This is a genomic window from Streptomyces sp. JLYT201, from assembly GCF_059448825.1.
Genome location: NZ_CM182551.1, coordinates 1,579,220 through 1,602,359, shown reverse-complemented (window position 1 = coordinate 1,602,359; position 23,140 = coordinate 1,579,220). Strand labels below are relative to the sequence as shown.

The 23,140-nt window shown below is 70.5% G+C and carries 20 protein-coding genes and 2 pseudogenes; 11 read left to right on the top strand and 11 right to left on the bottom strand.

All coding sequences use genetic code 11. The features are described from left to right. Window positions 1–138 precede the first annotated feature (138 nt). Window positions 139–1,104: a pirin family protein gene (locus AC5WAM_RS06675; RefSeq protein WP_366793840.1), complete on the top strand. Its 966-nt coding sequence runs from the start codon at window positions 139–141 to the stop codon at window positions 1,102–1,104. Window positions 1,105–1,768: 664 nt separating this feature from the next. Here AC5WAM_RS06675 and AC5WAM_RS06670 read toward each other — a convergent pair. Next, the gene (locus tag AC5WAM_RS06670) at window positions 1,769–3,004 is read right to left on the bottom strand and encodes a glycosyltransferase (RefSeq protein WP_495521955.1); all 1,236 of its coding nucleotides are present in this window, start codon (window positions 3,002–3,004) and stop codon (window positions 1,769–1,771) included. A 181-nt stretch (window positions 3,005–3,185) separates the two neighbouring features. On the opposite strand from AC5WAM_RS06670, the gene AC5WAM_RS06665 reads away from it, so the two are divergent. Together AC5WAM_RS06665 and AC5WAM_RS06660 are read left to right on the top strand one after the other, a co-directional pair. Continuing rightward, a complete protein-coding gene (locus tag AC5WAM_RS06665) occupies window positions 3,186–4,052 on the top strand; it encodes an alpha/beta fold hydrolase (RefSeq protein ID WP_495521954.1) in 867 nt (288 codons plus the stop codon). A gap of 162 nt (window positions 4,053–4,214) precedes the next feature. Further along, on the top strand, window positions 4,215–4,340 hold the full coding sequence (locus AC5WAM_RS06660) for a hypothetical protein (RefSeq protein ID WP_495521953.1): 126 nt from the start codon (window positions 4,215–4,217) through the stop codon (window positions 4,338–4,340). A gap of 360 nt (window positions 4,341–4,700) precedes the next feature. Here AC5WAM_RS06660 and AC5WAM_RS06655 read toward each other — a convergent pair whose 3' ends face one another. Both AC5WAM_RS06655 and AC5WAM_RS06650 read right to left on the bottom strand, forming a co-directional pair. Further along, entirely contained in the window at window positions 4,701–5,603 is a 903-nt protein-coding gene (locus tag AC5WAM_RS06655) for a ribosome-inactivating family protein (RefSeq protein WP_495521952.1), read from the bottom strand. After that, window positions 5,600–6,655 (bottom strand): RICIN domain-containing protein, encoded by a 1,056-nt coding sequence (locus AC5WAM_RS06650; protein WP_495521951.1) that lies wholly within the window; start codon window positions 6,653–6,655, stop codon window positions 5,600–5,602. The genes AC5WAM_RS06655 and AC5WAM_RS06650 overlap by 4 nt, the downstream gene beginning before the upstream one ends. Window positions 6,656–7,543: 888 nt before the next feature. Here AC5WAM_RS06650 and AC5WAM_RS06645 point away from each other — a divergent pair. The 3 genes from AC5WAM_RS06645 (at window position 7,544) to AC5WAM_RS06635 (ending at window position 10,085) form a co-directional block, all read left to right on the top strand. Beyond that, the gene (locus tag AC5WAM_RS06645; protein WP_495521950.1) at window positions 7,544–7,861 is read left to right on the top strand and encodes a DciA family protein; all 318 of its coding nucleotides are present in this window, start codon (window positions 7,544–7,546) and stop codon (window positions 7,859–7,861) included. A gap of 143 nt (window positions 7,862–8,004) precedes the next feature. Then, complete coding sequence (locus tag AC5WAM_RS06640) at window positions 8,005–8,661, top strand: TetR/AcrR family transcriptional regulator (protein WP_495521949.1); 657 nt, start codon at window positions 8,005–8,007, stop codon at window positions 8,659–8,661. After that, a complete protein-coding gene (locus AC5WAM_RS06635; RefSeq protein ID WP_495521948.1) occupies window positions 8,658–10,085 on the top strand; it encodes an MFS transporter in 1,428 nt (475 codons plus the stop codon). Before AC5WAM_RS06640 ends, AC5WAM_RS06635 begins: the two co-directional genes overlap by 4 nt. 338 nt (window positions 10,086–10,423) lie before the next feature. On the opposite strand, the gene AC5WAM_RS06630 is transcribed toward AC5WAM_RS06635, so the two are convergent. Beyond that, window positions 10,424–10,771 carry a DoxX family protein gene (locus AC5WAM_RS06630; RefSeq protein WP_495521947.1) on the bottom strand — a complete coding sequence of 116 codons (348 nt, stop codon included), beginning with the start codon at window positions 10,769–10,771 and terminating at the stop codon, window positions 10,424–10,426. 265 nt (window positions 10,772–11,036) lie between these two features. Between AC5WAM_RS06630 and AC5WAM_RS06625 the strand changes: the two genes are divergently transcribed. After that, complete coding sequence (locus tag AC5WAM_RS06625; RefSeq protein ID WP_495521946.1) at window positions 11,037–11,303, top strand: hypothetical protein; 267 nt, start codon at window positions 11,037–11,039, stop codon at window positions 11,301–11,303. A gap of 150 nt (window positions 11,304–11,453) precedes the next feature. Here AC5WAM_RS06625 and AC5WAM_RS06620 read toward each other — a convergent pair whose 3' ends face one another. Continuing rightward, window positions 11,454–11,669: a hypothetical protein gene (locus tag AC5WAM_RS06620; protein WP_495521945.1), complete on the bottom strand. Its 216-nt coding sequence runs from the start codon at window positions 11,667–11,669 to the stop codon at window positions 11,454–11,456. Window positions 11,670–12,624: 955 nt separating this feature from the next. On the opposite strand from AC5WAM_RS06620, the gene AC5WAM_RS06615 reads away from it, so the two are divergent. Next, window positions 12,625–13,416 (top strand): PxKF domain-containing protein, encoded by a 792-nt coding sequence (locus tag AC5WAM_RS06615; protein WP_495521944.1) that lies wholly within the window; start codon window positions 12,625–12,627, stop codon window positions 13,414–13,416. Window positions 13,417–13,502: 86 nt separating this feature from the next. Further along, window positions 13,503–14,495 (top strand): IS630 family transposase, encoded by a 993-nt coding sequence (locus AC5WAM_RS06610; RefSeq protein ID WP_495521943.1) that lies wholly within the window; start codon window positions 13,503–13,505, stop codon window positions 14,493–14,495. A 176-nt stretch (window positions 14,496–14,671) separates the two neighbouring features. Here the strand turns inward: AC5WAM_RS06610 and AC5WAM_RS06605 are convergent, their stop codons facing one another. From AC5WAM_RS06605 to AC5WAM_RS06580, 6 genes and pseudogenes are all read right to left on the bottom strand, one after another. Further along, window positions 14,672–15,475: a calcium-binding protein gene (locus AC5WAM_RS06605; RefSeq protein ID WP_495521942.1), complete on the bottom strand. Its 804-nt coding sequence runs from the start codon at window positions 15,473–15,475 to the stop codon at window positions 14,672–14,674. Between the two features lie 534 nt (window positions 15,476–16,009). Next, window positions 16,010–16,435 (bottom strand): PxKF domain-containing protein, encoded by a 426-nt coding sequence (locus tag AC5WAM_RS06600; RefSeq protein ID WP_495523518.1) that lies wholly within the window; start codon window positions 16,433–16,435, stop codon window positions 16,010–16,012. Between the two features lie 18 nt (window positions 16,436–16,453). Beyond that, window positions 16,454–16,579: pseudogene (locus AC5WAM_RS06595) on the bottom strand (hypothetical protein); the annotation flags it as partial. Window positions 16,580–16,631: 52 nt separating this feature from the next. Next, window positions 16,632–18,029 (bottom strand): annotated as a pseudogene (locus AC5WAM_RS06590) (cbb3-type cytochrome c oxidase subunit I); the annotation flags it as partial. Between the two features lie 705 nt (window positions 18,030–18,734). Next, the gene (locus tag AC5WAM_RS06585; RefSeq protein WP_495521941.1) at window positions 18,735–18,887 is read right to left on the bottom strand and encodes a hypothetical protein; all 153 of its coding nucleotides are present in this window, start codon (window positions 18,885–18,887) and stop codon (window positions 18,735–18,737) included. Window positions 18,888–19,459: 572 nt separating this feature from the next. Then, window positions 19,460–20,020, bottom strand: coding sequence for a DUF4383 domain-containing protein (locus tag AC5WAM_RS06580; RefSeq protein WP_495523517.1), 561 nt, complete (start codon window positions 20,018–20,020; stop codon window positions 19,460–19,462). Window positions 20,021–20,394: 374 nt separating this feature from the next. Between AC5WAM_RS06580 and AC5WAM_RS06575 the strand changes: the two genes are divergently transcribed. Together AC5WAM_RS06575 and AC5WAM_RS06570 are read left to right on the top strand one after the other, a co-directional pair. Continuing rightward, window positions 20,395–21,408, top strand: coding sequence for a MerR family transcriptional regulator (locus AC5WAM_RS06575; RefSeq protein ID WP_495521940.1), 1,014 nt, complete (start codon window positions 20,395–20,397; stop codon window positions 21,406–21,408). A 111-nt stretch (window positions 21,409–21,519) separates the two neighbouring features. Continuing rightward, entirely contained in the window at window positions 21,520–22,839 is a 1,320-nt protein-coding gene (locus AC5WAM_RS06570) for an NAD(P)/FAD-dependent oxidoreductase (protein ID WP_495521939.1), read from the top strand. Window positions 22,840–23,140: the final 301 nt, after the last annotated feature.

Here is a 23,140-nt window from a genome sequence, read left to right as displayed (position 1 = left end):
AACAGCACTAGGTAATTGAATATTCCACTACGTGTGGGTGGCGGAGGGCGGCGGTACGGGGGCGGGGCCCGCATCGGCGCCGGACGGCACGAAAGCGGATGCTGACGCTCCGGCCCCGTCGGGGCTAGGTTGGGCGGCATGAGCAATCTTGATCGCGAGGCGGTGCCGGCCCAGTGCGGCGGCCGCGGGTTCGTCGTCGCGGAACCGGTGCGGGAACTCCTCAGTCCTCGACGCGTGCAGCTCGGCGAGTCCACCGAGGTGCGCCGACTCCTGCCGAACCTGGGGCGGCGCATGGTGGGCGCCTGGTGCTTCGTCGATCACTACGGCCCCGACGACATCGCCGACGAGCCCGGCATGCAGGTGCCACCGCACCCCCACATGGGCCTGCAGACCGTGTCCTGGCTGCACGAGGGCGAGGTCCTGCACCGCGACAGCACCGGCAGCCTGCAGACGGTCCGCCCCCGCGAGCTGGGCCTGATGACGTCGGGCCGGGCCATCTCCCACTCCGAGGAGAGCCCCAAGGCCCACGCCCGCCTCCTGCACGGCGCGCAGCTCTGGGTGGCGCTGCCGGACGCCCACCGGCACACCGAGCCGCACTTCGAGCACCACCCCGACCTGCCGGTCGTCACCGCGCCGGGCCTGAGCGCGAAGCTCCTGCTCGGCTCCCTCGACGGCGCCACGTCGCCCGGTACGACGTACACCCCCATCGTCGGTGCGGACCTGACCCTCACCCAGGGCGCCGACCTGCGCCTCCCCCTCGAAACCGACTTCGAGTACGCCGTCCTGTCCATGTCCGGCGAGGCCCACGTGGACGGCGTCCCGCTACTCCCCGGCTCCATGCTCTACCTGGGCTGCGGCCGCACCGAACTCCCCGTACGCGCCGCGTCCGACACCAGCCTCATGCTCCTCGGCGGCGAGCCGTTCGAGGAGGAGCTCATCATGTGGTGGAACTTCATCGGCCGCACCCAGGCCGACATCGAACAGGCCCGCGCCGACTGGATGACGGGCTCCCGCTTCGGCGAGGTGAAGGGCTACGACGGAGCCCCGCTCCCGGCCCCGGAGCTGCCGCCGGTGGCGTTGAAGCCTCGGGGGAGGGTGCGCTGACCTGCGGGAACGCGCGTAGGTGGCGGTTCGGTGCGGCAGGCGAGCGCGACCGGTGAAGGGGGCGTCGGACCCGCAGAGTGAGGGCCTTCGGCCGCCCGATCGTGACCTTGACGGCATCGAGCGTGATTCCAGGCTGTGGGCGCGTGTGGTCAGCTTCAGTCGGACTCTTGCTGACCTAATGCTGACTTTGCTGATGGTGCGTCAGGTTCTGTTTCGGACTCGTTCCGGCTGGTCGCAGGCGCACGGGGCGTGCAGGGACGGGGTCAGGGATTGGACTCGTGCTGACTTGGTGGCGTGAGGCGTGCGAGTGCTCGCAGTGAGAGTTGCCGAGTTGTAGTAGGTCGACAACCTGGTTGAAGTGGGAGTGGCTCGGCCGGTCCTGCTGTGTGTTGATGCCATGTCGGCAGATTCTTGGTCTGCTGGTGGTACCTGCACGCCCCTGCCTCTGACAGCGGAGAAGGACGGAATTGGCTGGTGCGGAGCTGAGTTGGTCCGCGCCTGGTCCGGATCTTGGTGAGTGGTCTGTGGCGCTGGCGAGCGGGCACCGCAGTACCGCACGGCACATGTCCTAGAAGCTGTCTTCAGGTGTCCATATGGTCCGAGCCCACGGCCCCGGGCCCCTGGCCACAGGTCCCGCGATCACTCGAACGAATCACGGCCCGCTTCACGCGGCCCTCGAAAAGGCAGAGCAGGTACGGAGGACCGCTGCCGCTGCGTCCTCGCTCGCGATGATCTGGGAGAGCCTGGTGCAGCGATCACGGTACTGCTGGTCGTGCAGCGTCGCGCGCAGGGCGGCAGTGAGCTGGTCCGCTGTCAGGCGGCGGGCGTTGAGGTAGGTCGGGGACAGCCGCAGGGCGGTCAGGCGGCGGGCCCAGAAGGGCTGGTCGTATGCGAGGGGTACGGGCACGGCGGGAACCCCGGCCTTCAGGCCGGCACCCACGGTGCCGGGGCCGGCGTGGTGGACCAGCGCGGCCATGCGGGGGAAGAGCCAGTCGTGGGGGCACTCTGCGATGGTGAGGATGTCATCGCCGCAGACGTCCAGGCCCTGCCAGCCCGCCTGTACCACCGCGCGCACGCCGAGCCTGCGGACGGTCTTCTTGATCGTGTCGCCGAGTTGCCCTGCGTTCCCGGGCGAGACGCTCCCGAACCCGAAGTACACGGGGGCGGGCCCCGAGGTGAGGAAATCGGTGAGCTGCCCGTCGGGGCGCCAAGCGTCGTCCCGGACCGGCCACCAGTACCCCGCGCAAGCGTGCCCGTCCGGCAGGACGCGTTGCTTCGGCAGCAGAGCGGCGCTGTACCCGTGCAGAACACGCTGCCCGGGCAGGACACTGCCGAGGGTCCGGGCCTTCGGCCCCCGCAACCCCAGTTCCCTCCCGAGCCAGGACAGCGCGGGCCTGTACATGGGATCCATCGCGGCCCACACCAGCCGCTCGGCGGCCCGGTACCCGCGAGCTGGAGCCGCCCGCCCGGCACTCAGTCGCGGCACAACCATCCCATGGGACGCCGTGTAGACCCCGACACAGAGCAGGCCCGTGCCTTCGGCGATCACCGCGCACACGGGGTGGAGCAGGGGGTGGGAAAGGATCACATCCACGCCGTCCGCAACGGCTTCGAGGACTCCCCGGGCCATCACCTGGGCCATGGCCTGGGCGTTGCGCAGTCTGCGCCGGAGACGGGCAGGGCTCTGCCACCGGTCGAACCGGTCGGCAGACAGGGCGGATTGCTCGTGCCGGGCGAGTGGCAGCACGTGGACGGGCATACCGTGGAGGCGGAAGCGTGATGCGTGGCGTTCGGAAGTGGCGGTCACCACCTCATGGCCGGCGGCCTTCAGCCGTGCGCCCAGCCCGGCGTAGGGGAGCACGTCCCCGGTCGAGCCCCAGGTCACCAAGAGGATCCGCATGCGGCCGAGTATGAGCACACCAACCCGGGTGATCATGCTGCGGAACGCCTTCCACCGCCCGGAGGGGCGGCCCCGGTGCGAAGAGTTGACGCCCGTACGGAGGAAGCGGTCGGGAAACCACCCCCCCAGGGCGTGGATCTACCGGTATGCAGACGGGGTGTCTCACAACAGCGCCACTGAAGTGACAGACAGAGAACTGGACTACCGCGGATTCCGGTTCCTGGCCCGCGCGGCCGCCCCGGGGCCCTCCTCGACCGAACCCCTGATCATTCTCGGCGGATCCTCGCAGGACCGGTTCTCCTGGCTGCGCTATGAGCGATGGCTTCTGCCGCACGCCACCGTGCTGACGCTCGAACTGCCCGGCTACGGGGACGCGGACCCCCTGCCCGTCGAGTACGGCATGGACTTCCTCGCCGACACCGTCCGCCACGCCACCGAGGCCCTGTCCCTCGGGCGAGTCAACGTGTTCGGGGCCTGCTTCGGAGCCTCCATCGCCCTCCGCTTCGCCCAGCGGCACCCGGACCGCATCGCGCGTCTGATGCTGGGAGGAACCGCCACCGAGATCTCACCCGAGTACACGGCCGCAGCAAAGCGATGGCGCCGCATGGTCGACGAGGGACAGTTCGACGACCTGGCCCAGAACATGGTCGAGCAGTTCATGGCCCCACCCGACCACGGCATCGTACGGCGGCGGGCCGCCGTCGCACGCCTCATGCGCCAGAGGTTCGCGACCCTCACCGAGCGCGAACTCGCGATGGACATCACCCACCACGAACGCCTCCTGACCCACCCCTGGAGCCTGCCCGAGCCGGCACTCACCGCGCCTGTGCTCGTCTTCACCGGCGAACACGACACCATCACCCCACCTCCGGTGGGACGACGCGTCGCTGACAACCTTGGCGCCCGGTTCACCACCATCAAAGAGGCCGACCACCTCGTCCAGATCGAACGCGACACCGACCTGGCCGACCTGATGGCCCGCTTCTTCACCGACCAACCGCTCGACGCCGCCTACCTCAACCCCGTCGAAGACTTCCGCAGCCCATGAACTCGGTCCTGCTCATCGACTCCATGACGCGCCGAGGGCGCCGCGCGGGCCACAGACCGCTACACCGCGGCCCTGGAGGAGGTCATCCAGGCCAAGTCGGAAGGTAAGCAGCCACCGCGGGCGGAGCCGGAGGAAGCCCCGGCGGACGACGTCGTCGACCTGATGGCCGCGCTGGAGCAGTCCGTGCAGCGCGCCCGCACCTCACGGGGCGAAGCCGACGTCCACGAGCTCAAGCCGAAACGGCCCGCGAAGAAGACCTTCGCCAAGAAGACCGCGGCGAAGACGTGAAGAAGGCCGTCCGGCACGGTGACGAGGACCGGGCCGCGTAGGTGCCGCGTCGAGCCTGGCGATGCCGCGGCCGTGGGCTCCACCGGTGGGCCGTGTACCTGGCTCCGGCCCACCGGGTCGTGGCTCTGCCGGACGGACGGGGCGTGCGGTCCAAGAGGGTTCTCGCGGTGCTGGCCGCGAGGCGGCCGCCGACGCCGGGCTCCACCGGCCGCACGTAATCTGGAACCCCCTGCTTCCACACCTCCCTTCGGCCCGCACTCACGCCGCAGCACGCCCGTGTCGGGGCTGGGCCTGATGCCGCGCCCGCTGTGGTCAGCGGGCGCGGCCAGGCGGCACGTTTCATGTGCTCGGGTCGGGGGCTTACCGTCTCTTGATCGCGAAGATGACTCCCATCAGGAACGCGGCGCTGTAGGGCCGGAGCTGCCCGCCGTGCTGGCCGTCGAGGTGGAAGCTTCTGCGCTCCCTGTCCCAGTCGCCATCGGCCATGGCGGCCCTGATTTCGGCACCCATCTGGTTCCACTTCTTTATGGCATCGGCGTGGGCCCCCACCTGCCACTCGCCGTTGGCGCGCAGTGCGTTGAACACCTCTTCGAGGATGAGCCGGTTGCGGGCGGTTTCGGCGAACGTGACCGCTATGAGTTCCATCGCGTGGTGAATAGGGCCGGTCCTGCCCACGTTATCGCCCCGCCTCAGGGCGTCGACCGCTCCGACGATATTGCCCTGATTGACGGTGATGCCAGCCAGGTCACTGTAGTTCGGATCGAAGCCGAACCTCACCGTGTTAGGCGTGCCGGGGATCAGGCCTGCGGGCAGGTCAACATCTGGGAAGACGTAGATCGTATTGTTCGCGGGCCGGTAGAAGCCTTGGATGTACACGTCGTCGGGGTCAACGATCAGCTGCACAGCGTCTTCGGGTTCGTCGATGAGCCTGCCGATGCCGATGAGTCTCCAGTTCCGGGTGGGCCCGGTGGTCGCATCTCCTCGGCCGAGAAGTCGGTGGGTCATGCGGCCGTGACCGATCGGAGTCCGTTCGGTGATCTCGTAGCGGATCCGGCCGATCAGCCTCATGACCTCGTTGGCGAATTCCGTCGGCAGCTCATTACCGGCCTTCGAAACGCTCCCGCCCTGCACGGTCCGCGAAGCGGGCTGTGCACCTGTGGCCACGGCGGGGGTGGAGTACACCAGTGAGGCAGCAAGCACCACAACGGTGATCCGGGCCGCGGTGTGCATCCGCCAGCCGGCCTTCTTCACCAGGGCGCTCATGCGACGAACTCCACCTGGGCGCCCACCGTGCCCCAGCTGATCCGGCCGGCGTCGATGCGGTACTTGATCGTGTACTTCTTGCCGGGCGTCAGGGCGCCGGAGTTGACGAAGGTCGCTCCATTGCCGCCATCACACCGGGTCGACGTCTGGGGACACACCCATTCCCACGCCACCCGGGTGTCACCGTCGAGGACCTCGATCAAGTCCCATGTCTTGTACGGGTTGCGCTTGGAATCGCCCACCCAGTGCACGCTCACACCGGTCATTCCGCTGGCCTGGGCGGGCGCGGCGTCGACGATGAGGTAGTCGGTGTTGACCGAGTCCGCCGCGGCGCGTACACGCTTCGGAGCTCCCGCCGCGGCGGGTTGGCGCTTGGCCGTGCGGGCCCGCGCCGGGCTCTGGCCCGCCTCGAGGCTTCGGGCCACCTCGCCCCGGATCCCCTTCTCGGCGGTGGGGCCGCTCTTGGGCCCGGCGGACTCCAGGCACCACAGCTGGGCGCGGTCGTCACCGCATTCCTTGACCGTCACCTGGTCGCCCTCGGCGGCCCCGGCCGTCAGGCAGCCGCCCGCGCCGTTGCGGACCTGGAACCAGCCGCCGCCGACCGCATCGAAGCGCCAGCGCTGCTTGCCCTCACCATTGGCCCCGGTCATCTTCCACAGGTTGGCCGTGTTGTCGTTCGCATCGGCGTTGAGGACCTTGTCATCGCCGTCGGGCACGGTGGTTTCGAGGAGATGGCCGCCGTCCCCGGCGTCCCAGAACCGCCAGATCTGGGCGGGCGACTCGTTGCGTTCCCATGTCTGGACCTTCGAGCCGTCGGCGGTCTGGCTGTGATCGAGGTCGAGGGCTTCGTACCGCTCGGAGACGATGCGGTACCGGCCCCCCTGAGCGATCTCATCGCTGGAGTCGACGGCGGCCTTGGCGGCCGCCTTCGGGGCATCGGGCTTGCCCGCGGGCTGCGCCGCGGACGAACTGAGACCCAGAGAGACGGTCGCCGCGACCGCGATGGCGACAGCGGAGCCTGTCGTGAGCGCACGTCGGATGTTCGGACTCATCATGTCCTTCCTTGTGTGGGGGAGTGAAGGTGCTGAAAGGGACGGGCCGGTCGCGGGGATGCGCCGTCCTCACCCGCGGTGGGCCCAGTGGCGCACCGCAGGCCCGGACCAGCCCACCCATCGCTGAACGTTCGCGGCACAGCAGGGCCCCGCGACCTGCGGCCACCAAGCTGGCCCAGGCCAATCAACAACCGCTCAACACACGCATGTTGTGGCCGGAATCCGCCTGCAACGGAGACCCCTCCCGGCCGAGCGCGCACGCTGGCCACAGGCACCCGCACGGGTGAGCTGAACGCGGTATCCCACCCCGCCCCGACCGCAGGCCGCTACGACCTCTTGTGTGATCAAGAACCTGCTGCGGCGCGGTCTTCCCGCGCTCGCCCTCGCCGCCCTGCCCCTGCTCGCCGCCATGCCCGCCGCGCACGCCCGCACCGCGTCCACCCGTTCGTCCGTGGAGCCGGTGGCGCTGCCGTTGTTCGCGGCGGTCGATCAGCTGCCGGTCGCCGATGAGCAGCGTGAGGGCTATCAGCGCAGCCTGTACAAACACTGGACCAGGGGTCTGAACCTCACTGACGGCTGTGACACCCGCAAGGAGGTCATCCTCGCCGAGGCCGTCCTGGCCCCGACGGTCACGCCGCGCAGTGCCTGTTCACCAGGTCGGCCGTCGCGACCGTGCAGCGTCTCGCAGGCCTCGGTCACCTGGACCTCGGCTACGCCCCGTGGGGGCAGACATGAGCGGCAGCGAGGTGTCCGGAGCCGACCCGAGTCAAGCTACGGTCCGCGAGGGAGGCCGCCAAGCAGCGCGAGCAGAGCGAGGCCCGCGCCCCGCGGCGCCGCCGGGCCCGGATCGCGCGGCGCGACGGCCAGGAGCCGTCCGGGTTCGCCGCCGTGCTCCAGGGTCTGATGGCCGAGCGGGCCTGGGACCTCCCGGCCGTCGGCGGCAGCGTGCTGGAGCCCTGGCCGGACATCGCGGCAGCCATCGTCCCGCAACCGCCCGACCATGTGCAGGCGGTCGCCTTCCACCTGGAGACCGGCCAGTTGGACCTGCGCCCTGCCTCCCCGGCCTACGCCACCCAACTGCGGCTGATCGCCGCCCGCATCGTCGCCGCGGCCAACGAAGCGGTCGGTACCGACCCGGTGCGCGCCGTACAGGGCCTGCGCGGCGGTGGACGACGCCTGGGTTCGCTGGTGGGACATCAGCCCTGAGCTCTCCTCGGTCGGGCTGACCAGGGCGTATCAGCGTGCCGCCGTGAGCGAGCAAGTCGAGGCAGGCTCCGCCACCCGCTGAGGAGAAGGGTCACTCACCCCATGAGTAGACACTGTCTACGAGCGCACGGTAGACAGTGTCTATGACTGATGAGAGCTCCCTCCGGGAGCGGTTGATCGATGTCGGGGTCGACCTTGTGCTGGCCGAGGGCTCCGCGTCCGTGGGTCTGCGGGAAATCGCCCGTCGGGCGGGGGTGTCGCACGGGGCGCCGCGTCGGTACTTCCCCACGCACCACGCGCTGCTCTCGGCTATCGGCCGTCGCGGCTTCGAGGATCTCGCAGCCATGTTCGAGGCAGCCGTCGTCGGTACGACCACACCGCGCGGCCAGTTGGAGGCTCTCGCGCGGGCGTACGTCGGGTACGCGCTGGAACGCCGCGGCATGTTCGAACTCATGTGGCGGCATGACCTGCTCGACGGCGCGGCGCAGGCATCGGACCAGCCGAGGCTGCGCGAGTCGACCCTCCCGCTGTTCGGGCACTTCACCGGACTCGTCGCCCGATGCCGATCGGAGTCGGATGCCGCGCGACGTGCCGACGGGCCGAATGAGGCCGGACCGCCGCCTGCGGTGACTGCCGCCGCTCTGTGGTCAAACCTGCACGGCATGGCTCAGCTGTGGGCCTGGGGCAGCCTGCCACTCGCTCTTGGCGCCCCACCGCTGGACGGCGACCCCGGCGACAATCAACGCGACCGGCTCATCGCGGCAGTTCTGGACGCCCATCTCGGCCCGGTGACCTCATGACCGCACCCGTACAGCGGCAGATTGCACTTCTGGTCAGCGTGGTCGGCGCGGTGATCGTCGCGCTGGACGGAACCATCCTGCTCATGGCGCAGCCCGGCATGCAGCGTGATCTCGGCGCGAGCGTGGCGCAGATCCAGTGGACGAGCACCGGCTATCTGGTCGCCGTGGCCGCGTTACTCGTGATCGCCGGGCGCCTCGGGGACCGGTACGGGCACCCGCGCCTGCTGTTCGTCGGCGTTCTCGGTTTCGGGGCTGCCTCGGCCGGGATCGCGCTCGCGCCGGCCGTCGGCTGGGTGATCGTCCTGCGCGCGGTGCAGGGCGGGTTCGCCGCGTTCCTGCAACCTGCGACGCTCGCCCTGCTACGGCTGGCGTATCCCGCGGACCGGCTCGGCACGCCGATCGCCATCCGCACCAGTGCGATCGCGGTGGCGGCAGGGTCCGGCCCGCTCCTGGGCGGTGTTCTCGTGGCTCATCTGGGATGGCGCGCCGTCTTCTGGGTCAACGTGCCCCTCGCGTTCGTCATCGCCGCCCTCGCCCTCGCCGTACGGACGCCGGCACCTCAACGTGCCGACTCGCCACGGCCCAACCTCACCAGCGCGGGCCTACTGGCCCTCGTGCTCGCCCTCCTGGTCCACGCCTTGGCCGACGTACCCGCGCGGGGGTGGACCGCCGTGCCGACGCTGCTCGAATTCCTCGCCGTCATCGGCGTCACCACGGTGCTCACCTGCCACGAACGCCGCACCACACACCCGCTCATTCCGCCGGCCGTAGCGCGGTCCGTACCGGTGACCGCGTCGATGGCGATCCTGCTGGTCACCACCGCCGGCGTGTTCGGCGCGCTGTTCAAGGCCACCTTCTACCTCCAGGACGTACTTCGACTCGACCCACTCGACAGCGGTCTGCGCGTACTCCCGCTGACCGTGCTCATGGTCCTCGGCTCACCCGCCGCGGTCGCCGCGCTGCGCCGGTACGGTGCGCGCCGCACCGCGATCGCCGGTACGGTCCTCGTCGTGGTCGGCATCGCGGGACTGTCCCGGCTCGGTCCCGCCAGCCCATGGACGGCCATGGCTGCAGCCTTTGCCGCCATCGGTGCCGGGTTCGCCACCGTGATGGTCACCGCCACCGGGACCGTCGTCGGTGACGCCCCGCCCGGGTACGCCGGAGTCGTCAGCGGACTCAAGCAGACCGCCATGAACACCGGGCCGACCCTCGGCATCGCCGTCGCGGCCAGCGCAACCGGCACCGCTGCGTCAACCATGAGCTCCACTCTGCTGATCCTGGCCGCACTCGCCGCTCTCGGCCTGCTGCCCGCGTCGCAGCTGCCCCGGCGCCCGGCCCGCCACGAAGGAGACGACACGACCGCCTCACACCCGGCACAAGCACCCCCACCACAGGCAGCACCCGCTCGGCACACAAACAGTTGAGCAACCGCCGAACACACCCAGCCCGATCCGGTCATGTATCAGACCGATCTTCAGCGTCGGCAGACGACGGCGGCTGCGACAACGTCCGCCCCCCCCCGGCGAGCGGCGCGAAGGCGTCCAGGCCGAAGCTCGACCTCGCGCCTCAGCTGTCGCGTGACGGCCACACGTTGGAGGCACCCGGCTCGGCCGGCTCTCCCGCTCCGTCCTCCACCCGGTGACGCTCGGCTCTGACCTGCGCGAGCGCGGCATCAGGCCGCACGTGATCGAGCGCAGAGCGCGCCGACCAAGACTCCGCGCGTGCGACGACGGCCGCCGCTGTGGCGCTGGGGGGCTTGCTGTCAGGCGGCGTGGCCGAGGACGAGGGCGGCCACGACCGGGGCGAGGTAGAGGACCGGGAAGGCGACGGTCTTGTAGGAGCGGGCCCGCAGTACGGTGATGACCGCGCCGGTGAAGTAGAGGATGAGGCCGATCGCGGCCGCCACCCCGATCGCGGGCACCGCGAAGCCCATCAGCAGGCCGATGGCCCCGGCGGCCTTGGCCAGGCCGAGCAGGGTCCACCACGCCTGCGGGACGCCGTACTGGGTCAGCGGCTCGGTGACGAAGGCGGCCTTGCGCAGCAGCGAGAAGCCGGAGAAGCCGACCCAGGCGGCGGTGAGCACGGTGACGACGGTGGCGGTGGTGGACACGGGAGACTCCTCGGGGAACTGCTGAGCGGATCGGTGCTTGCTGCGGCTTCCCAGCGTTGCTGGCCTTGCCGTCATGGGTCTGACGCGGCTGCGCCGGAGAATGTGACAGGTCCAAGCCGGGACACGCCTGCGGCCCTTGTGGGGCGCGCGCTCCCGGGACTGGCCCGACGTTCTCGGACGTGGTTCCCCCAGAGGGGCCCTGCCCTCCTCCCACCTCCTGGCCGCACAAAGCGGAGGGCACCTGACCGAACGCGAGGTCAGCGACATGCTCCGCGGCGACCACACCGCCACCTGGCCCCAGGTCCGCCACCTCGCCCTCGACGGCGTACCAGACTTCTTCAGACCCCTATGGGAGCAAGCCCACCGCGACGCCCACACCGGCCCCCGGCCCGCCGACGCCCCCGCCCACCGTGTCAACCGCCTCCTCACCGCCTTCGGAGACACCCTCACCTCCACCGACAGCGCCCTCACCCCAACGCCCGCCTGCGACGCCGCACCCGCGCCGAACACATCCGCGCCCGCATCGCCCTGACCCGCACCCCCTGACCCGCACCTCCAACCCTCAGCCCTCAAGGGCGCGTGGCTCTTCCCCCTCCAGCACCTGGGGGGAAGAGCCACGCTTCGCGGAGCACCCCTGCAGCGCGCGGCCACCGCCTCGCACGGCCCTCGAGGCCGCCCCGCCCTACGCGGTCGGCCGGGTGTCGTCCGCCGTGGTGTCGAGGCGTCCGCGCTCCCAGCTCACGAGCACGCGAGTGCGGCCGCCGCTCGCCGCGGTGACGCGGATGACGACGGCCGGGTCGCTGCCGTAGAGGCCGATCCAGGAGGTGAAGGCGGCGCGGGCGGTCTGCTCCCTGCTCCACTCGCCGGTGACGGCTGGGCCGCCCGCGGTGAACTGCAAGCTGGCCCTGAACGTGGTGGCCGGGCGCGTGCTGGGCTGCGGGCCGGTGCCGGGCGGCGTTCGGCCGGAGGCCGCCCACGGGTGCCCGCGCTCCGCTCCGGGGCGGGGGCTGCTGGGCTAGGCATCGGGCTTGGCCGGTCTGAGGGTGACCTCGGTGCAGCCTTCGGCTTCCAGTTCCTTCTTGCGGGCCTTGGAAGTCCCGTGAAGATGTTGGGCGGTTCCGGGGCATGGGGTTCGGGGCCAGGCTGATGGGCATGATGGGGCAGCCGCCCGAGCAGTCGGTGTCTGAAGTGTTCTACGCATGCCGGGAGTTGAGTGCCGCGGGGAGCTTGTCCCCCGGGCGGTTCCAGGGGCGGCACTGCCGCAGCAGCGAGTACCTGCCCTTCGGCGTCGGCGCACGCTACTGCCTGGGGCAGCGCTGGCCCAAAGGACTGCACATCGCCTTCGCCGTGGTAGCAGGCTAGAGCGACCTGCACGTCACGGCCCCCGACGGCGTGATCAGCCCCGTCGCGAAGGGGCGGGCGAGCAGTTCGAGGCCCTGGTGGATCGGTCGGTGGAGCTGGTCCGGGTGATGACGGGGTGCTACTGAGGATTTCGTTTTGGGGTGACACGGGACCTGCGGGTGCTGGCTTGCTCTGTTGCCGCCGGCATGAGCTGATCGGTCCATGCCTCAGGGCCGGTTGGCCTCTGCCGGACTGTGCCGGGGCGGCGGGATCCTCCCCTTGTTGTTGAACGGTACGCAACGGGTCTCATTCGGTGATCCCCCTGGGGCAGCGAGTCGGGGGACCGCGATGTGGATCGCTGGTGAGGAGGGCGTACCGGGCTCAGCGGGCCGCCGCTTGACGCGAGGTCATCGGGTACGGCGGGCCGCGAGCCGCGGCGTCGTGCCGCGCCAAGTCGGTCCGGAGGTGGGTCGCCGGGGCAGGACGCCACCCCGGGAAGGGGGACACTCCTCATGCTGCGTCTCCGCACCCGCTCCACTGGCAGCCGGAAGCGTCGTGGCCTGCGCACGCTACGCGGCCGGATCGCCGCGCTGGGCGCCGGGGCCCTGTTCGCGACGGCCGGCCTGCTGACCCTGTCGGCCCCCGCCGCGCACGCCACCGGAGGCGTGACCGTCACTTCTGTCAGTCCCAACCAGGGCCCCGACACCGGCGGCACCTCGGTCACGATCACGGGCACCGGATTCCTGCTCAACTACTGCGGCGGCTCCCCGGCCAGCTACGTCTACTTCGGCTCCACCCCGGCGTCCTTCACCATCAACGACGACACCAGCCTCACCGCGACCGCACCGGCCCACGCCGCCGGAACCGTCGACGTCGTCGTCGAGGACGCCAGCCACAACTGCCACAGCGACATCACTGCGGCCGACCAGTACACCTACGTGCAGTCCGGACCCACCTACGACTTCTCCGGGTTCTTCCAGCCGGTCGACAACCCGCCGACGGTGAACACGATGAAGGCCGGGCGGGCGGTGCCGGTCAAGTTCAGCCTGAACGGTGACCAGGGCCTGAACATCCTCGCGACCGGCTCGCCGACCTCGCAGAACGTCACCTGTGACACCGGTGCCCCCATCGACCCGGTCGAGGAGACCAGCGGTGCCGGGCAGTCCAGTCTCTCCTACGACGCGGGCACAGACACGTACACCTACGTGTGGAAGACCGACAGCGCGTGGAAGGACACCTGCCGCACCTTCGACCTCAAACTCGCCGACAACAGCGACCACCTGGCGAACTTCAAGTTCAACTGACGCACACCGAAGGTAATCTCGTGGTGCCCGGCCCCTGGGCCGGGCACCCGCCTGTGCCCGCTCGCCGGGCGGCGTATCCCTGATGCATGCGGTATGCGGACGGGGGCGGGCTGACCGCCCGGCAGCTGCGTATCTCCCGCAGGTCGGCCTGCGCCTGGCACACCCGCTGGAAGGACGGCGGCACGCAGGCCCTGTGCTCCAAGGGCCCGCCCGGACGCCGCTCGCGGATGAAGCCCGCCTGGCGGACCTGGCTGGCCGCCGCCCTGGAGCAGGGACCGGCCGCGCACGGCTGGGCCCAGGACCAACGCTGGACCCTGGGCCGCATCACCACCCTCATCGCGCGGCGCTTCCACGTCCGCTTCAGCCGCGCGCAGACCTGGCGGATCCTGCGGCAGATGGGCTTCACCGTCCAGGTCCCCGTGCGCCGCGCCGCCGAACGCGACGAGGACGCGATCGCCACCTGGCGTGCGGAGACCTGGCCGCGGGTGCAGCAGACCGTGCGGGAGCAGGATGCCTGGCTGTGTTTCGCCGATGAGGCGGGCCAGCTGCTGCGCCCGCCCAAGGCGCGGACCTGGTCCCGGCGCGGGCACCCGCCCCGCATCACCGTCCGCGCCGTCGGCTCCGGCCGGATCTCCCTGGCGGGCCTCCTCTGCCGCCGCCCCGGCCACCGCACCCGCCTCATCTTCCGGATCCTGGTACACCACCGCAGCCGCAAGGGCGAGGCGAGGGGGTTCCGGGAGAAGGACTTCGCCCGCCTGCTGGACGCCGCCCATCAGCAGCTCGGCGGCAACATCGTCCTGCTGTGGGACAACTACACGCACCATGTCGACGCCGCCATGCGCGAGTTGAACGACAAGCGGGCCTGGCTGACCGTGTTCAACTTCCCCACCTACACCCCGGACCTCAACCCCGCCGAAGGCATCTGGGCGCACCTGAAGGCAAGCCTGGGCAACCTGGCCCCGTGCGGCATCGACGAACTCGCCCAACTCACCCGCACCCGCCTCGAGCGAATGCAGTACCGGCCCGGCCTGCTCAACGGGTTCATCACGGAAACCGGGCTGATCACGACACCACCGTGACGTCACCCCGAAGTGAAACCCTCAGTGGCGCGTTAAGGGACATCGCGCCGGAGATAGGCCCGCTGCGTTCCCGTGACGGGGCATTCTCCCCAGGTCGTGAACCCGTGGGACGCCCCGCTCAGCGGCTGGGCCGGTGCGCGGGGCGCCGTGTTGCGTTGGTACGGCTGTGGGTGGGTTCAGCAGCTGGTGGTGGTGTCGCCGGGGTCGGTGGTGCAGGTGTCGTCGCCGTTGCCGCCGTCCGCGGTGTCGCCGGCGATGGTGTCCTGGACGTCGATGTGGTCGTCGCCGTTGTTGCCGTTCAGGGTGTCGGTGCCGCTGTGGTCGGTGAGGGTGTCGGTGCCGTTACCGCCGTTGGCGGTGTCGTTGCCGGGGCCGGGGTAGATGGTGTCGTTGCCGTTGTCCCCGTTGATGGTGTCGTTGCCGCCCAGACCGCAGATGGTGTCGTCACCGGCGGTGCCGGTCAGGTTGTCGTCACCCGCGGTACCGGTGATCGTGCAACCCGGAGGCGTGGACTCGGTGATCGTGGTCGTGGTGCTGTCGCTGCCGCCGACGTTGAAGAAGTTGACGAAAGCGGCGGCTGTCACGGTGCCTGTCTCAGTGGGCAGGACGGTCGCGGTGACGGTGTAGCCGGGGGCGACGGGAGGGCTGGCGTTGCACTGGACGTGAGTGCCGGAGAATGTGCAGTTCATGTTTGCGCCGGCGGTGTGGGTGACGCCGGTGAAGGTGGCCGCGGCACCGGAGAGGTCGATCGTCAGGTCAGTGGTGGTGTCCCCCGCGCTGGACGGCACGGTGAGGGTGTAGCTGTAGGAGGTGTTGACCTCGACGGGGTCGGCGGAGTCGGTGAGCTGGGCCCTGGCATCGGCCTGGGCGATGCCGGGCATGGCCAGCAGGCCCGCGAACGCGAGGGCGATCGCGGAGATCACGGCGGCCAGACGGCCACGCAGGGACGGCCGTTGCCTGGCGGGGATGGTTGAGGACATGGCAGGTCCTCCTTCACGGACGGGCGCCACGCCATGACCTGGCCCCTGGGCAGGGGCGGGCAGGGGCGAGGGCATCGCGCCGCTGTGGCCCGCCCTGGGCAGCGGGCTCAGGTGTCCTCCCCGTGACGGGCCCGCGCGCCGGGCCGCAACGGGGTCTGGGCCGCGGGGGCGTCACGGGAATGTGGTCCGCCGGTTGAGAACGGGGCTTACCGTCCCACCACCCGCGCGCGGCGGGGTATCACCCACATGGGGCACTGGCATAGGACAGATGGGCCTGCCGCAGGCCACTGCCCGGCCACACGAGCACGGCCTCCTACGCCGCGCGGTCCCCCCTCACCGGCCGGTGAACGGCGTAGCGCACGGCGAGCACAACGCGCCTGCGAGAAGCTTCAGTTCAGCAAGACGGGCTGCCGGTATCCGGCTTCAGGGCGCTGCCAGAGGCAACCACCCCGCGTGGGCGCGGGGTGGTGAGGGGAGGCAGCAGACGGGCGTCCGGTGGGGAGGCCGGACGCCCGTGCTTCGGTGCTGGCCTGGTCAGTGGAAGCTGAAGTTGGCAGTGTGATCGCTGTTGTCGGCGAGGGTGACGTGCAGGGCGCGGCAGGTGTTCGCCCATGCGGGGTCGGTGGCCCAGGTGTAGGTGTAGCGGTCCGTACCTGCGTTGTAGGACAGGGCGGTTGTGGCGGTGGTCGGCTCCAGCGGTCCGACCGGGCTGCCGCTTTGGCAGTTGACCTGCTGCGAGGCCGGTGAGCCGTCCGTGAAGATGTCCAGGCCCTGGTCGCCGTTGAGGCTGAATTTCACCGGGACCGAGGACCCGGCGTTCTTGGAGTTCACGGCCGGCGGGTTGTCGACGGGCGCGAAGAACCCGGAGAAGTCGTAGCGCGGGCCGGACTGGCTGTAGGTGTACTGGTCGGCCGCGGTGACGTTGCTGTGGCAGTTGGCGTCGGTGGCCTCGACGATCACGTCGACGGTTCCGGCGGCATGCGGTGGAGCGGTCGCGGTGAGGCTGGCGTCGTCGTTGATCGTGAACGTCGCGGAGGTGGAGCCGAAGTGGACGGTGCTGGCCGGGTCCCCGCAGTCGTTGGCCGTGAAGCCGGTGCCGGTGATGGTGACCAGGGTGCCGCCGGTGTCGGGGCGCTGGTTGGGGCTGACCGAGGTGACGCTGGAGGGTGTCGAAGTTGTGCCGGGGCGGCGGGCAGGAGGTCGCCCACTCCAGGGAGCGGCCGAAGCCCCAGGGGTCGTCGACGTCGATCTTCTCGCCGTGCCTGGCGGTCTTCCACACGTTGTACAAGAAGGGCAGGGTGGACAGGCCGAGGAGGAACGCTCCGATGGAGGAGAGGGTGTTGAGGGCGGTGAAGCCGTCGGCGTCCAGATAGTCGGCGTACCGGCGGGGCATGCCCTCCGCGCCCAGCCAGTGCTGGACCAGGAACGTGGTGGGGAAGCCCACGAACAGCGTCCAGAAGTGAATCCTCTCCAGGCGCGGATCGAGCATGGTGCCCGTCATCTTCGGTCACCAGAGCTGAATCCGGCGAACATCGCGAAGACGATGGTTCCGAAGAGCACGTAGTGGCAGTGCGCCACCACGAAATAGGTGTCGTGGACGTGGAAGTCCAGCGGGGGAGAGGCCAGGATGACGCCGGTCAGGCCGCCGAACAGAAAGGTCACGAGGAACCCGGTCGCCCACAGCATCGGCGGTTCGAACGAGTTCGAGCCCCTCCACATCGTGCCGATCCAGTTGAAGAACTTCACCCCGGTCGGCACGGCGATCAGAAAGCTCATGAAGAAGAACGGCAGGGCGATGATGTAGACCTCGGGGTGGCCGAAGAACCAGAAGAGGTGCTGCCACAGAATGGCGCCGCCGTTCTCCGGAGCGAACACCTGCGCCCCGAAGCGCCGGTCCGCCTCCAAGGCCAGGAGCGCCGCGGCCAGCACGGGGAAGGCGAGCAGCACGAGCACCGACGTGAACAACACGTTCCAGGTGAAGATCGGCATCCGGAACATCGTCATGCCCGGAGCGCGCATGCAGATGATCGTGGTGAGGAAGTTGACCGCGCCGAGGATCGTGCCGAACCCGGACAGCGCGAGCCCCATGATCCACATGTCGGCGCCGACACTGGGACTGCGCTCCTCCCGGCTGAGCGGGGTGTAGGAGGTCCAGCCGAAGTCGGCGGTGCCGTGGCTGGTGAGCATGCCGCCCACGACGATGAGACCACCGAAGAGGAACAGCCAGTACGACAGACAGCATGTTCAGGCGAGGGAAGGCGGCATCGGGGGAGCCGATCTGCAGCGGCATGATCGCGTTGGCGAACCCGGCGAAGGTCGGGGTGGCGAACAGCAGCAGCATCACGGTGCCGTGCATGGTGAACGTCTGGTCGTACTGCTCGTTGGAGAGGATCTGTGTGCCCGGGCGGGCCAGTTCCGCACGCAGCAGCAGCGCCAGCGCACCGCCGAGGAGGAAGAAGCAGAACGACGTGATCAGGTAGAGGTGGCCGATCTTCTTGTGGTCGGTGGTGGTCAGCCAGGAGACGGCCACCTGCCCCTTGCCGCGACGCTCCACGGCCGGGGGCGGAGCCGCGCGCGCTGTGCCGGTAGACGTCGAAGCCCGGCCTCTCCTTGCGCCCTACGGGCAGGGGAGCGCGCACGGTCAGTGCGGCGAACGCACGCCACGACCGGCCTGGGGTCCCGGCGCACAGGTCGAAGACCAGGGTCTCCCCGGCCAGCGCCGCACGCAGACTCCCCGGATCGCCACGCACCGGAGCCTGCCGGGAACGGTGCGGGAAGGCGGCCAGAACGCGGCGACGGCCGTTGACCCAGTAGGGCAGCAGGCTGGAGTACGGACCGCTCAGCGCGTCGGCGCGCGGCAGCGGCAGGTGCCGGGCGACCCGGCACCTGCCGCTGCGGGTGAGGAGCAGGTCGAGGGGGTGCCCGGGGCCGTCCGCCCGGGCCACGCGCACGGCGAGCCCCAGCGCGTCGGGCAGCCGCGGCGGCAGGCCGACGGCGCGGGAGAGGCGGATGGTGGCGTCGTAGTGTCCGGGCGCGTCCAGCCAGGGCACGCCCCAGCGCCCGCCCCTGTCGTCCACGACGTCCAGATCGCCCGTGCACGTCAGCCCTCGCGGGTGCAACCCCGGAGCACCGCGCAGCCGGGCCGCCCGGCGGAATCCCGCTTCGACCACGGTGACGGACCAGAGCCTCGACGACCGCCGGGCCGGGTGCCCCGGGGCCGCAGCGGGCTCGTCACGCCCGCGCGGCGACACGCCCGTCCTCATGTCCCGCACTGACCGCTGTCCGGCTCCTCACCCTCCGCCTGTGAAGGCGTCGTGCGGGGTACGTCTCGGCGCTCGGCCGTCTCCTCCTCGCCGTCCTGCGAGGTCTCGTGCCGCTCGCCTTCCGCCTGGGACGGAGTCTGCTCACTCATGAGGGGCCCTTCTTCGGGGACTGTGGGGTCCTTCAGAGGGATCGCGGTGTCCGACGCGAGGTGTGCAGCGCGGCCACGGCTCGCCCGCGACATCGCGGGCGCCCTGCTCGAGCATCACCGCCTCGACGGGCACCCGAGCGTTCGACCTGCCCATACGTCCTTGGTCCGGGGCGCGGTACGCCGGGCGGCCGGGTACCCCGGGACTGAGACCCCAGTCCGGGCCGAGCGTCCGGGCGGCGGCGCAGGGGGCGCGATCCGACGTCTGAGACCGCTCGGCCGCACCCAAGGGCCGTACAAGCACTGCCTGTTGGGTCCTGGAGGCCCGACCGCTGGACGGATGTGTGAGAGGGGCGTGGAACGATCGGGACACACAGTGAGGAGAGGATTCGCACGACGGTCGCGGAGGTCGGCCAGCACACCGTGGTGGAAGCCGGGATCGTCCAAGAACCCCGAGTCGAGGTCAGAGTTCGCAGCGTGCCAGGCCTCCGGCTTTGCTGGCGGAGTCTGCGTCATGCGCTGCGACGGTGATACGTCGGCCCGTGGCAGTCGTCAGCCTCCGCACGGCAGGGGCCTCACGAGCGCGGTTCGGTGAAGGCGCTTCGTGCAGCGGAAGCGGGGCCAGTGACCTCCGGCGGGGCCTGGGCGCGGCGACGGGCGTCCTCGCGTGCCGCCTGCTCGGGGTGACGCTGTCGCCAGTACGGGTTGTCGTGGGGGAGGCTGCCGGACACACGTCCGTACATGCCGAAGGTCAGGATGAGCAGCCCCATGACGAAGCTGAAGACGACGTTGGTCATGCCGAAGTCGAGCACGTTGGCCGACCGGTCGAGGATGAAGAGGTGGACGAAACCGCTCAGCAGGAACAGCGTGCCCACGGTCATGTTGAGCGTGGACGCCAGGTTGCCGCCGATGACGGCGCCGGTGATGAGGACGGCTCCGCAGAGCACTGAGATCACGCTGAGCACGCCGTTGGTGCTCAGTCCGGCCAGCGTGGTCCCCTCGGTGTTGAAAGGGCTGAGCCGATCGGCGAAGCCGAGGCAGCCGAAAGCGACCAGCGCCGCACCGCAGAAGGCCGCTCCGTACCGGTAGACAGTGGCGAGCCTGTGGTCGGTGGGCAGTTCGTCTCTGAGCTTCATGATTTCCTCCAGGGTGAGGGGCCGATGCACCAACGGGACCCCGCGTGTGCGGCATCTCTTCTCACCCTCAGCCACCCAACCTCCTCACGCCTCTCGCATCGGTTGCGCATCGAAGCGGGGAGTAATCCCGGGATGCGCGGTGCCCCGGCAGTGCGTTCTCGCGGCGCGACGGCGCCGCCCTCCTCCCCCTGGCGGCGCAGCTGGGCAGGACCATGCCGAGCGACCATGGCTGCGGCTGGGCGCCGAGCCGGGCCCCATGCGCCGGGCGCAGCAGTAACGCCGAGATCCCGGAGCGGGTCCGCTCAAGCCTCATTCTCAGGCGGTATGGACGTAAGCAAGAAGCACGCAGCGTTTGCGCATCGTATGCTGCTGTCGTGGCTGATTCACCGCGTACGGATCCAGACATACGTGATGGAGCCGCCGTGACGACGGGGGCCCTGGCACGTCGGATCGGTGTGTCTCCGACCACCTTGCGGTCTTGGGACCGGCGCTACGGCCTGGGGCCGGCGGTCCGTCCGGACGGTCGGCATCGCCGGTGGAGCAGCCAGGACGTCGCCATGGTCGAGCACATGTGCCGGCTGACCGCCACGGGCATCCCTCCGGCGGAGGCGGCTCGCCTGGCCAAGGCGTCCATGCGTGCCGCGACGCAAGGGCCGGGGACGGCGGTGACCGTCTCTGGTCCCTCGCGCGAGAACCAGCCCGGCGGCGGACTTCCGCTCGGCGCCGCGCGTCAGGAGTGCCGGGGTCTGGCCCGGGCCGCGGTGCGTCTGGACGCGTCGAAAGTCCAGCGTCAGCTCAACGCCTGGGTCAGCGAGTACGGGCTCGTCGTCACCTGGGAAGAGATCATGGTTCCCACCTTGCGGGCCGTGGGACGCAAGTGGGAGTCCGCCGGCGACCGTTACGTCGAGGTGGAGCACCTGCTGTCCTGGCACGTCTCGACCACTCTGCGCAGCGTCCCCTTGCTCACCCCCCGTCCCGCTGTCGTCGTCGACAGTCCTCCCGTGGTGCTGGCGTGCCTTCCGGCCGAGCAGCACACCCTGTCGCTGGAAGCGTTGCACGCGGCCCTGGGACAGCGGGGAGTGCCCACGCTCATGCTGGGCGGCACCGTTCCCGCGGAGGCACTGCTGGCGTCCGTCCACCGTGCGGGCCCCATGGCGGTGGTGTTGTGGTCCCAGTCGTCCTCCACGGCCGACGTTCCGCTCGCTCAGCGCATCGCCCGGATGGAGTGGGGCGTGAAAGGGGCACGGCGGCACGCCATGGTGCTGCCGGCGGGGCCCGGCTGGACGGGACAGGCCGTGCCGGGCCTCGCGCGCTGTCACGGCCTGCGGGACGCGGTGGCCCTGCTCCACGCGGGGTGCGGTGGGAGCGCGGGGATTCCGCCGTTCTGAGCTGTGGGCGTCCGGCCTTGCTGCGCGGCCCCCTTTCCGTCCGGGCCGCCCCGCATCCATCTGGGCCGCGTCGGGGGAAGACGGGGCGAAGATGCCCCGCACGTTCCAGGGATGGAGGTGTTTGCCTTGAGCAGGGCCAGCACACCTGTTGTGGTGGTCGTCGGCGCGGGCCTCGCCGGGCTCGCGTGTGCCCGCGACCTCATGGCTCACGGCCTCGACGTGAAGGTGATGGAGGCGTCCGACGCCGTGGGCGGCCGGATGCGCTCGGACTCGGTCGAAGGGTTCGTGGTCGACAGAGGCTTCCAGGTCTTCAACACCTCCTACCCCCAGGCCAGGCGGCGCCTGACGCTGCGGGACCTGCGCCTACGCCCCTTCACCCCTGGCGTACTGGTCCACACCGGCAGCGGACGCAAGCGGTTCACCGATCCCACCCGGGGCGGGCACCACGTCGTCGAGGCCGTGCGCAGCGGTGTGGCAGGACCACGGGACCTCACCGCCCTGGCCCTGCTGACGGCACAAGACGCCCTGCTGCCCGCGGCCGCCCTGAAGCGACGCCGGGACACCAGCACCCGTGACGCGCTCGCCTCGGCCGGGTTCACCGAGGCCTTCGTCGAGCGGTTCTTCCGCCCGTTCTTGGCCGGAGTGTTCCTCGAAGAGGACCTGGAGACGTCGAGCCGCTTCTTCCACCTCGTGTGGCGCAGCATGGTGCGCGGCACCCTCTGCCTGCCCGTAGCAGGCATCCGCGCCGTGCCGCACCAGCTTGCCGACGCGCTTCCCCGCGAAGCGCTGCACCTGGAGCAGCCGGTCGACGTCCTCAGCGACGACGGCGTGCTCCTTGCCGCCGGTCAGGAGGTGGCCGCAGACGCAGTCGTCGTGGCGACCGGCCCCGGCCCCGCCGCCCGGCTGCTGCCCGGCATCGACCCGGGTCCCTACCGGAGCGTGACGACGTACTACCACGTCAGCACGCGCACCCCGCTGCACGAGCCGACTCTGATGACCGACAGCCGCCGGTGCTTCCTCAACACCTGCGTGCTCAGCGCGGTGGTGCCCGAGTACGCGCCCCCAGGCTATGCACTGATCGCGACGTCCGTCCTCGGCCCGGACCGCCCGGGGCGCGAGCGCACCGTGCGCGCCGCGCTCGCCGAGGCCTACGGCACGGACACCGCCGATTGGGACGTGCTGACCACGCGCACGGTGCCCGAGGCGCTGCCGGCTATGCTGCCCGGCCGCCCGCTCAGCCGCTCCAGCCGTCTGGGGCACCGCCGTTACGTGTGCGGCGACCACCGGGCCACGGGTTCCGTGCAGGGCGCCCTGGCCTCGGGAGCCCGTGCCGCCCGGCAAGTGATCACCGACTTCACGCGCGAACCGGCCGCGACGGACGCGGTGCGTGCTGGCAACCCCGCTCTACCCGCCCGGAAGGACGAGCCGTGAGCACGATCGGGACCACCCGCCGTGCCGAGCGGCGACGGGACACCGCCGGGCACCCCTCCCGTCGCGTCCTTGCCCTGCTTCGCCCTGGAGGTGGGCGCCGCGGCACACCGATCCGCATCTGCTGATCATGAGCACGCTGCGGGAGGAACCTGTCATCCATGAGGCGTGCCTCTTTGTCCTCGCACTACTGCCCGGCCTGCCCGGCTCACAACGGCGGCCGACGGATGTTGAGTTGGGGGCTCGGCTGGTCCTTCGCCTGTGACCCGAGACAGTGCGAGGAGTCTTCCGGCTTGGCCGCGAT

What these genes read in the sequence shown, in the direction of transcription:
- AC5WAM_RS06675 (WP_366793840.1), top strand. Translation starts at nt 139, where the DNA reads ATGAGCAATCTTGATCGCGAGGCGGTGCCGGCCCAGTGCGGCGGCCGC.
- AC5WAM_RS06670 (WP_495521955.1), bottom strand. Translation starts at nt 3,004, where the DNA reads ATGCGGATCCTCTTGGTGACCTGGGGCTCGACCGGGGACGTGCTCCCC.
- AC5WAM_RS06660 (WP_495521953.1), top strand. Translation starts at nt 4,215, where the DNA reads ATGGCCGCGCTGGAGCAGTCCGTGCAGCGCGCCCGCACCTCACGGGGC.
- AC5WAM_RS06655 (WP_495521952.1), bottom strand. Translation starts at nt 5,603, where the DNA reads ATGAGCGCCCTGGTGAAGAAGGCCGGCTGGCGGATGCACACCGCGGCC.
- AC5WAM_RS06650 (WP_495521951.1), bottom strand. Translation starts at nt 6,655, where the DNA reads ATGAGTCCGAACATCCGACGTGCGCTCACGACAGGCTCCGCTGTCGCC.
- AC5WAM_RS06640 (WP_495521949.1), top strand. Translation starts at nt 8,005, where the DNA reads ATGACTGATGAGAGCTCCCTCCGGGAGCGGTTGATCGATGTCGGGGTC.
- AC5WAM_RS06635 (WP_495521948.1), top strand. Translation starts at nt 8,658, where the DNA reads ATGACCGCACCCGTACAGCGGCAGATTGCACTTCTGGTCAGCGTGGTC.
- AC5WAM_RS06625 (WP_495521946.1), top strand. Translation starts at nt 11,037, where the DNA reads ATGCTCCGCGGCGACCACACCGCCACCTGGCCCCAGGTCCGCCACCTC.
- AC5WAM_RS06615 (WP_495521944.1), top strand. Translation starts at nt 12,625, where the DNA reads ATGCTGCGTCTCCGCACCCGCTCCACTGGCAGCCGGAAGCGTCGTGGC.
- AC5WAM_RS06610 (WP_495521943.1), top strand. Translation starts at nt 13,503, where the DNA reads ATGCGGTATGCGGACGGGGGCGGGCTGACCGCCCGGCAGCTGCGTATC.
- AC5WAM_RS06605 (WP_495521942.1), bottom strand. Translation starts at nt 15,475, where the DNA reads ATGTCCTCAACCATCCCCGCCAGGCAACGGCCGTCCCTGCGTGGCCGT.
- AC5WAM_RS06585 (WP_495521941.1), bottom strand. Translation starts at nt 18,887, where the DNA reads ATGAGTGAGCAGACTCCGTCCCAGGCGGAAGGCGAGCGGCACGAGACC.
- AC5WAM_RS06580 (WP_495523517.1), bottom strand. Translation starts at nt 20,020, where the DNA reads ATGAAGCTCAGAGACGAACTGCCCACCGACCACAGGCTCGCCACTGTC.
- AC5WAM_RS06570 (WP_495521939.1), top strand. Translation starts at nt 21,520, where the DNA reads ATGGAGGTGTTTGCCTTGAGCAGGGCCAGCACACCTGTTGTGGTGGTC.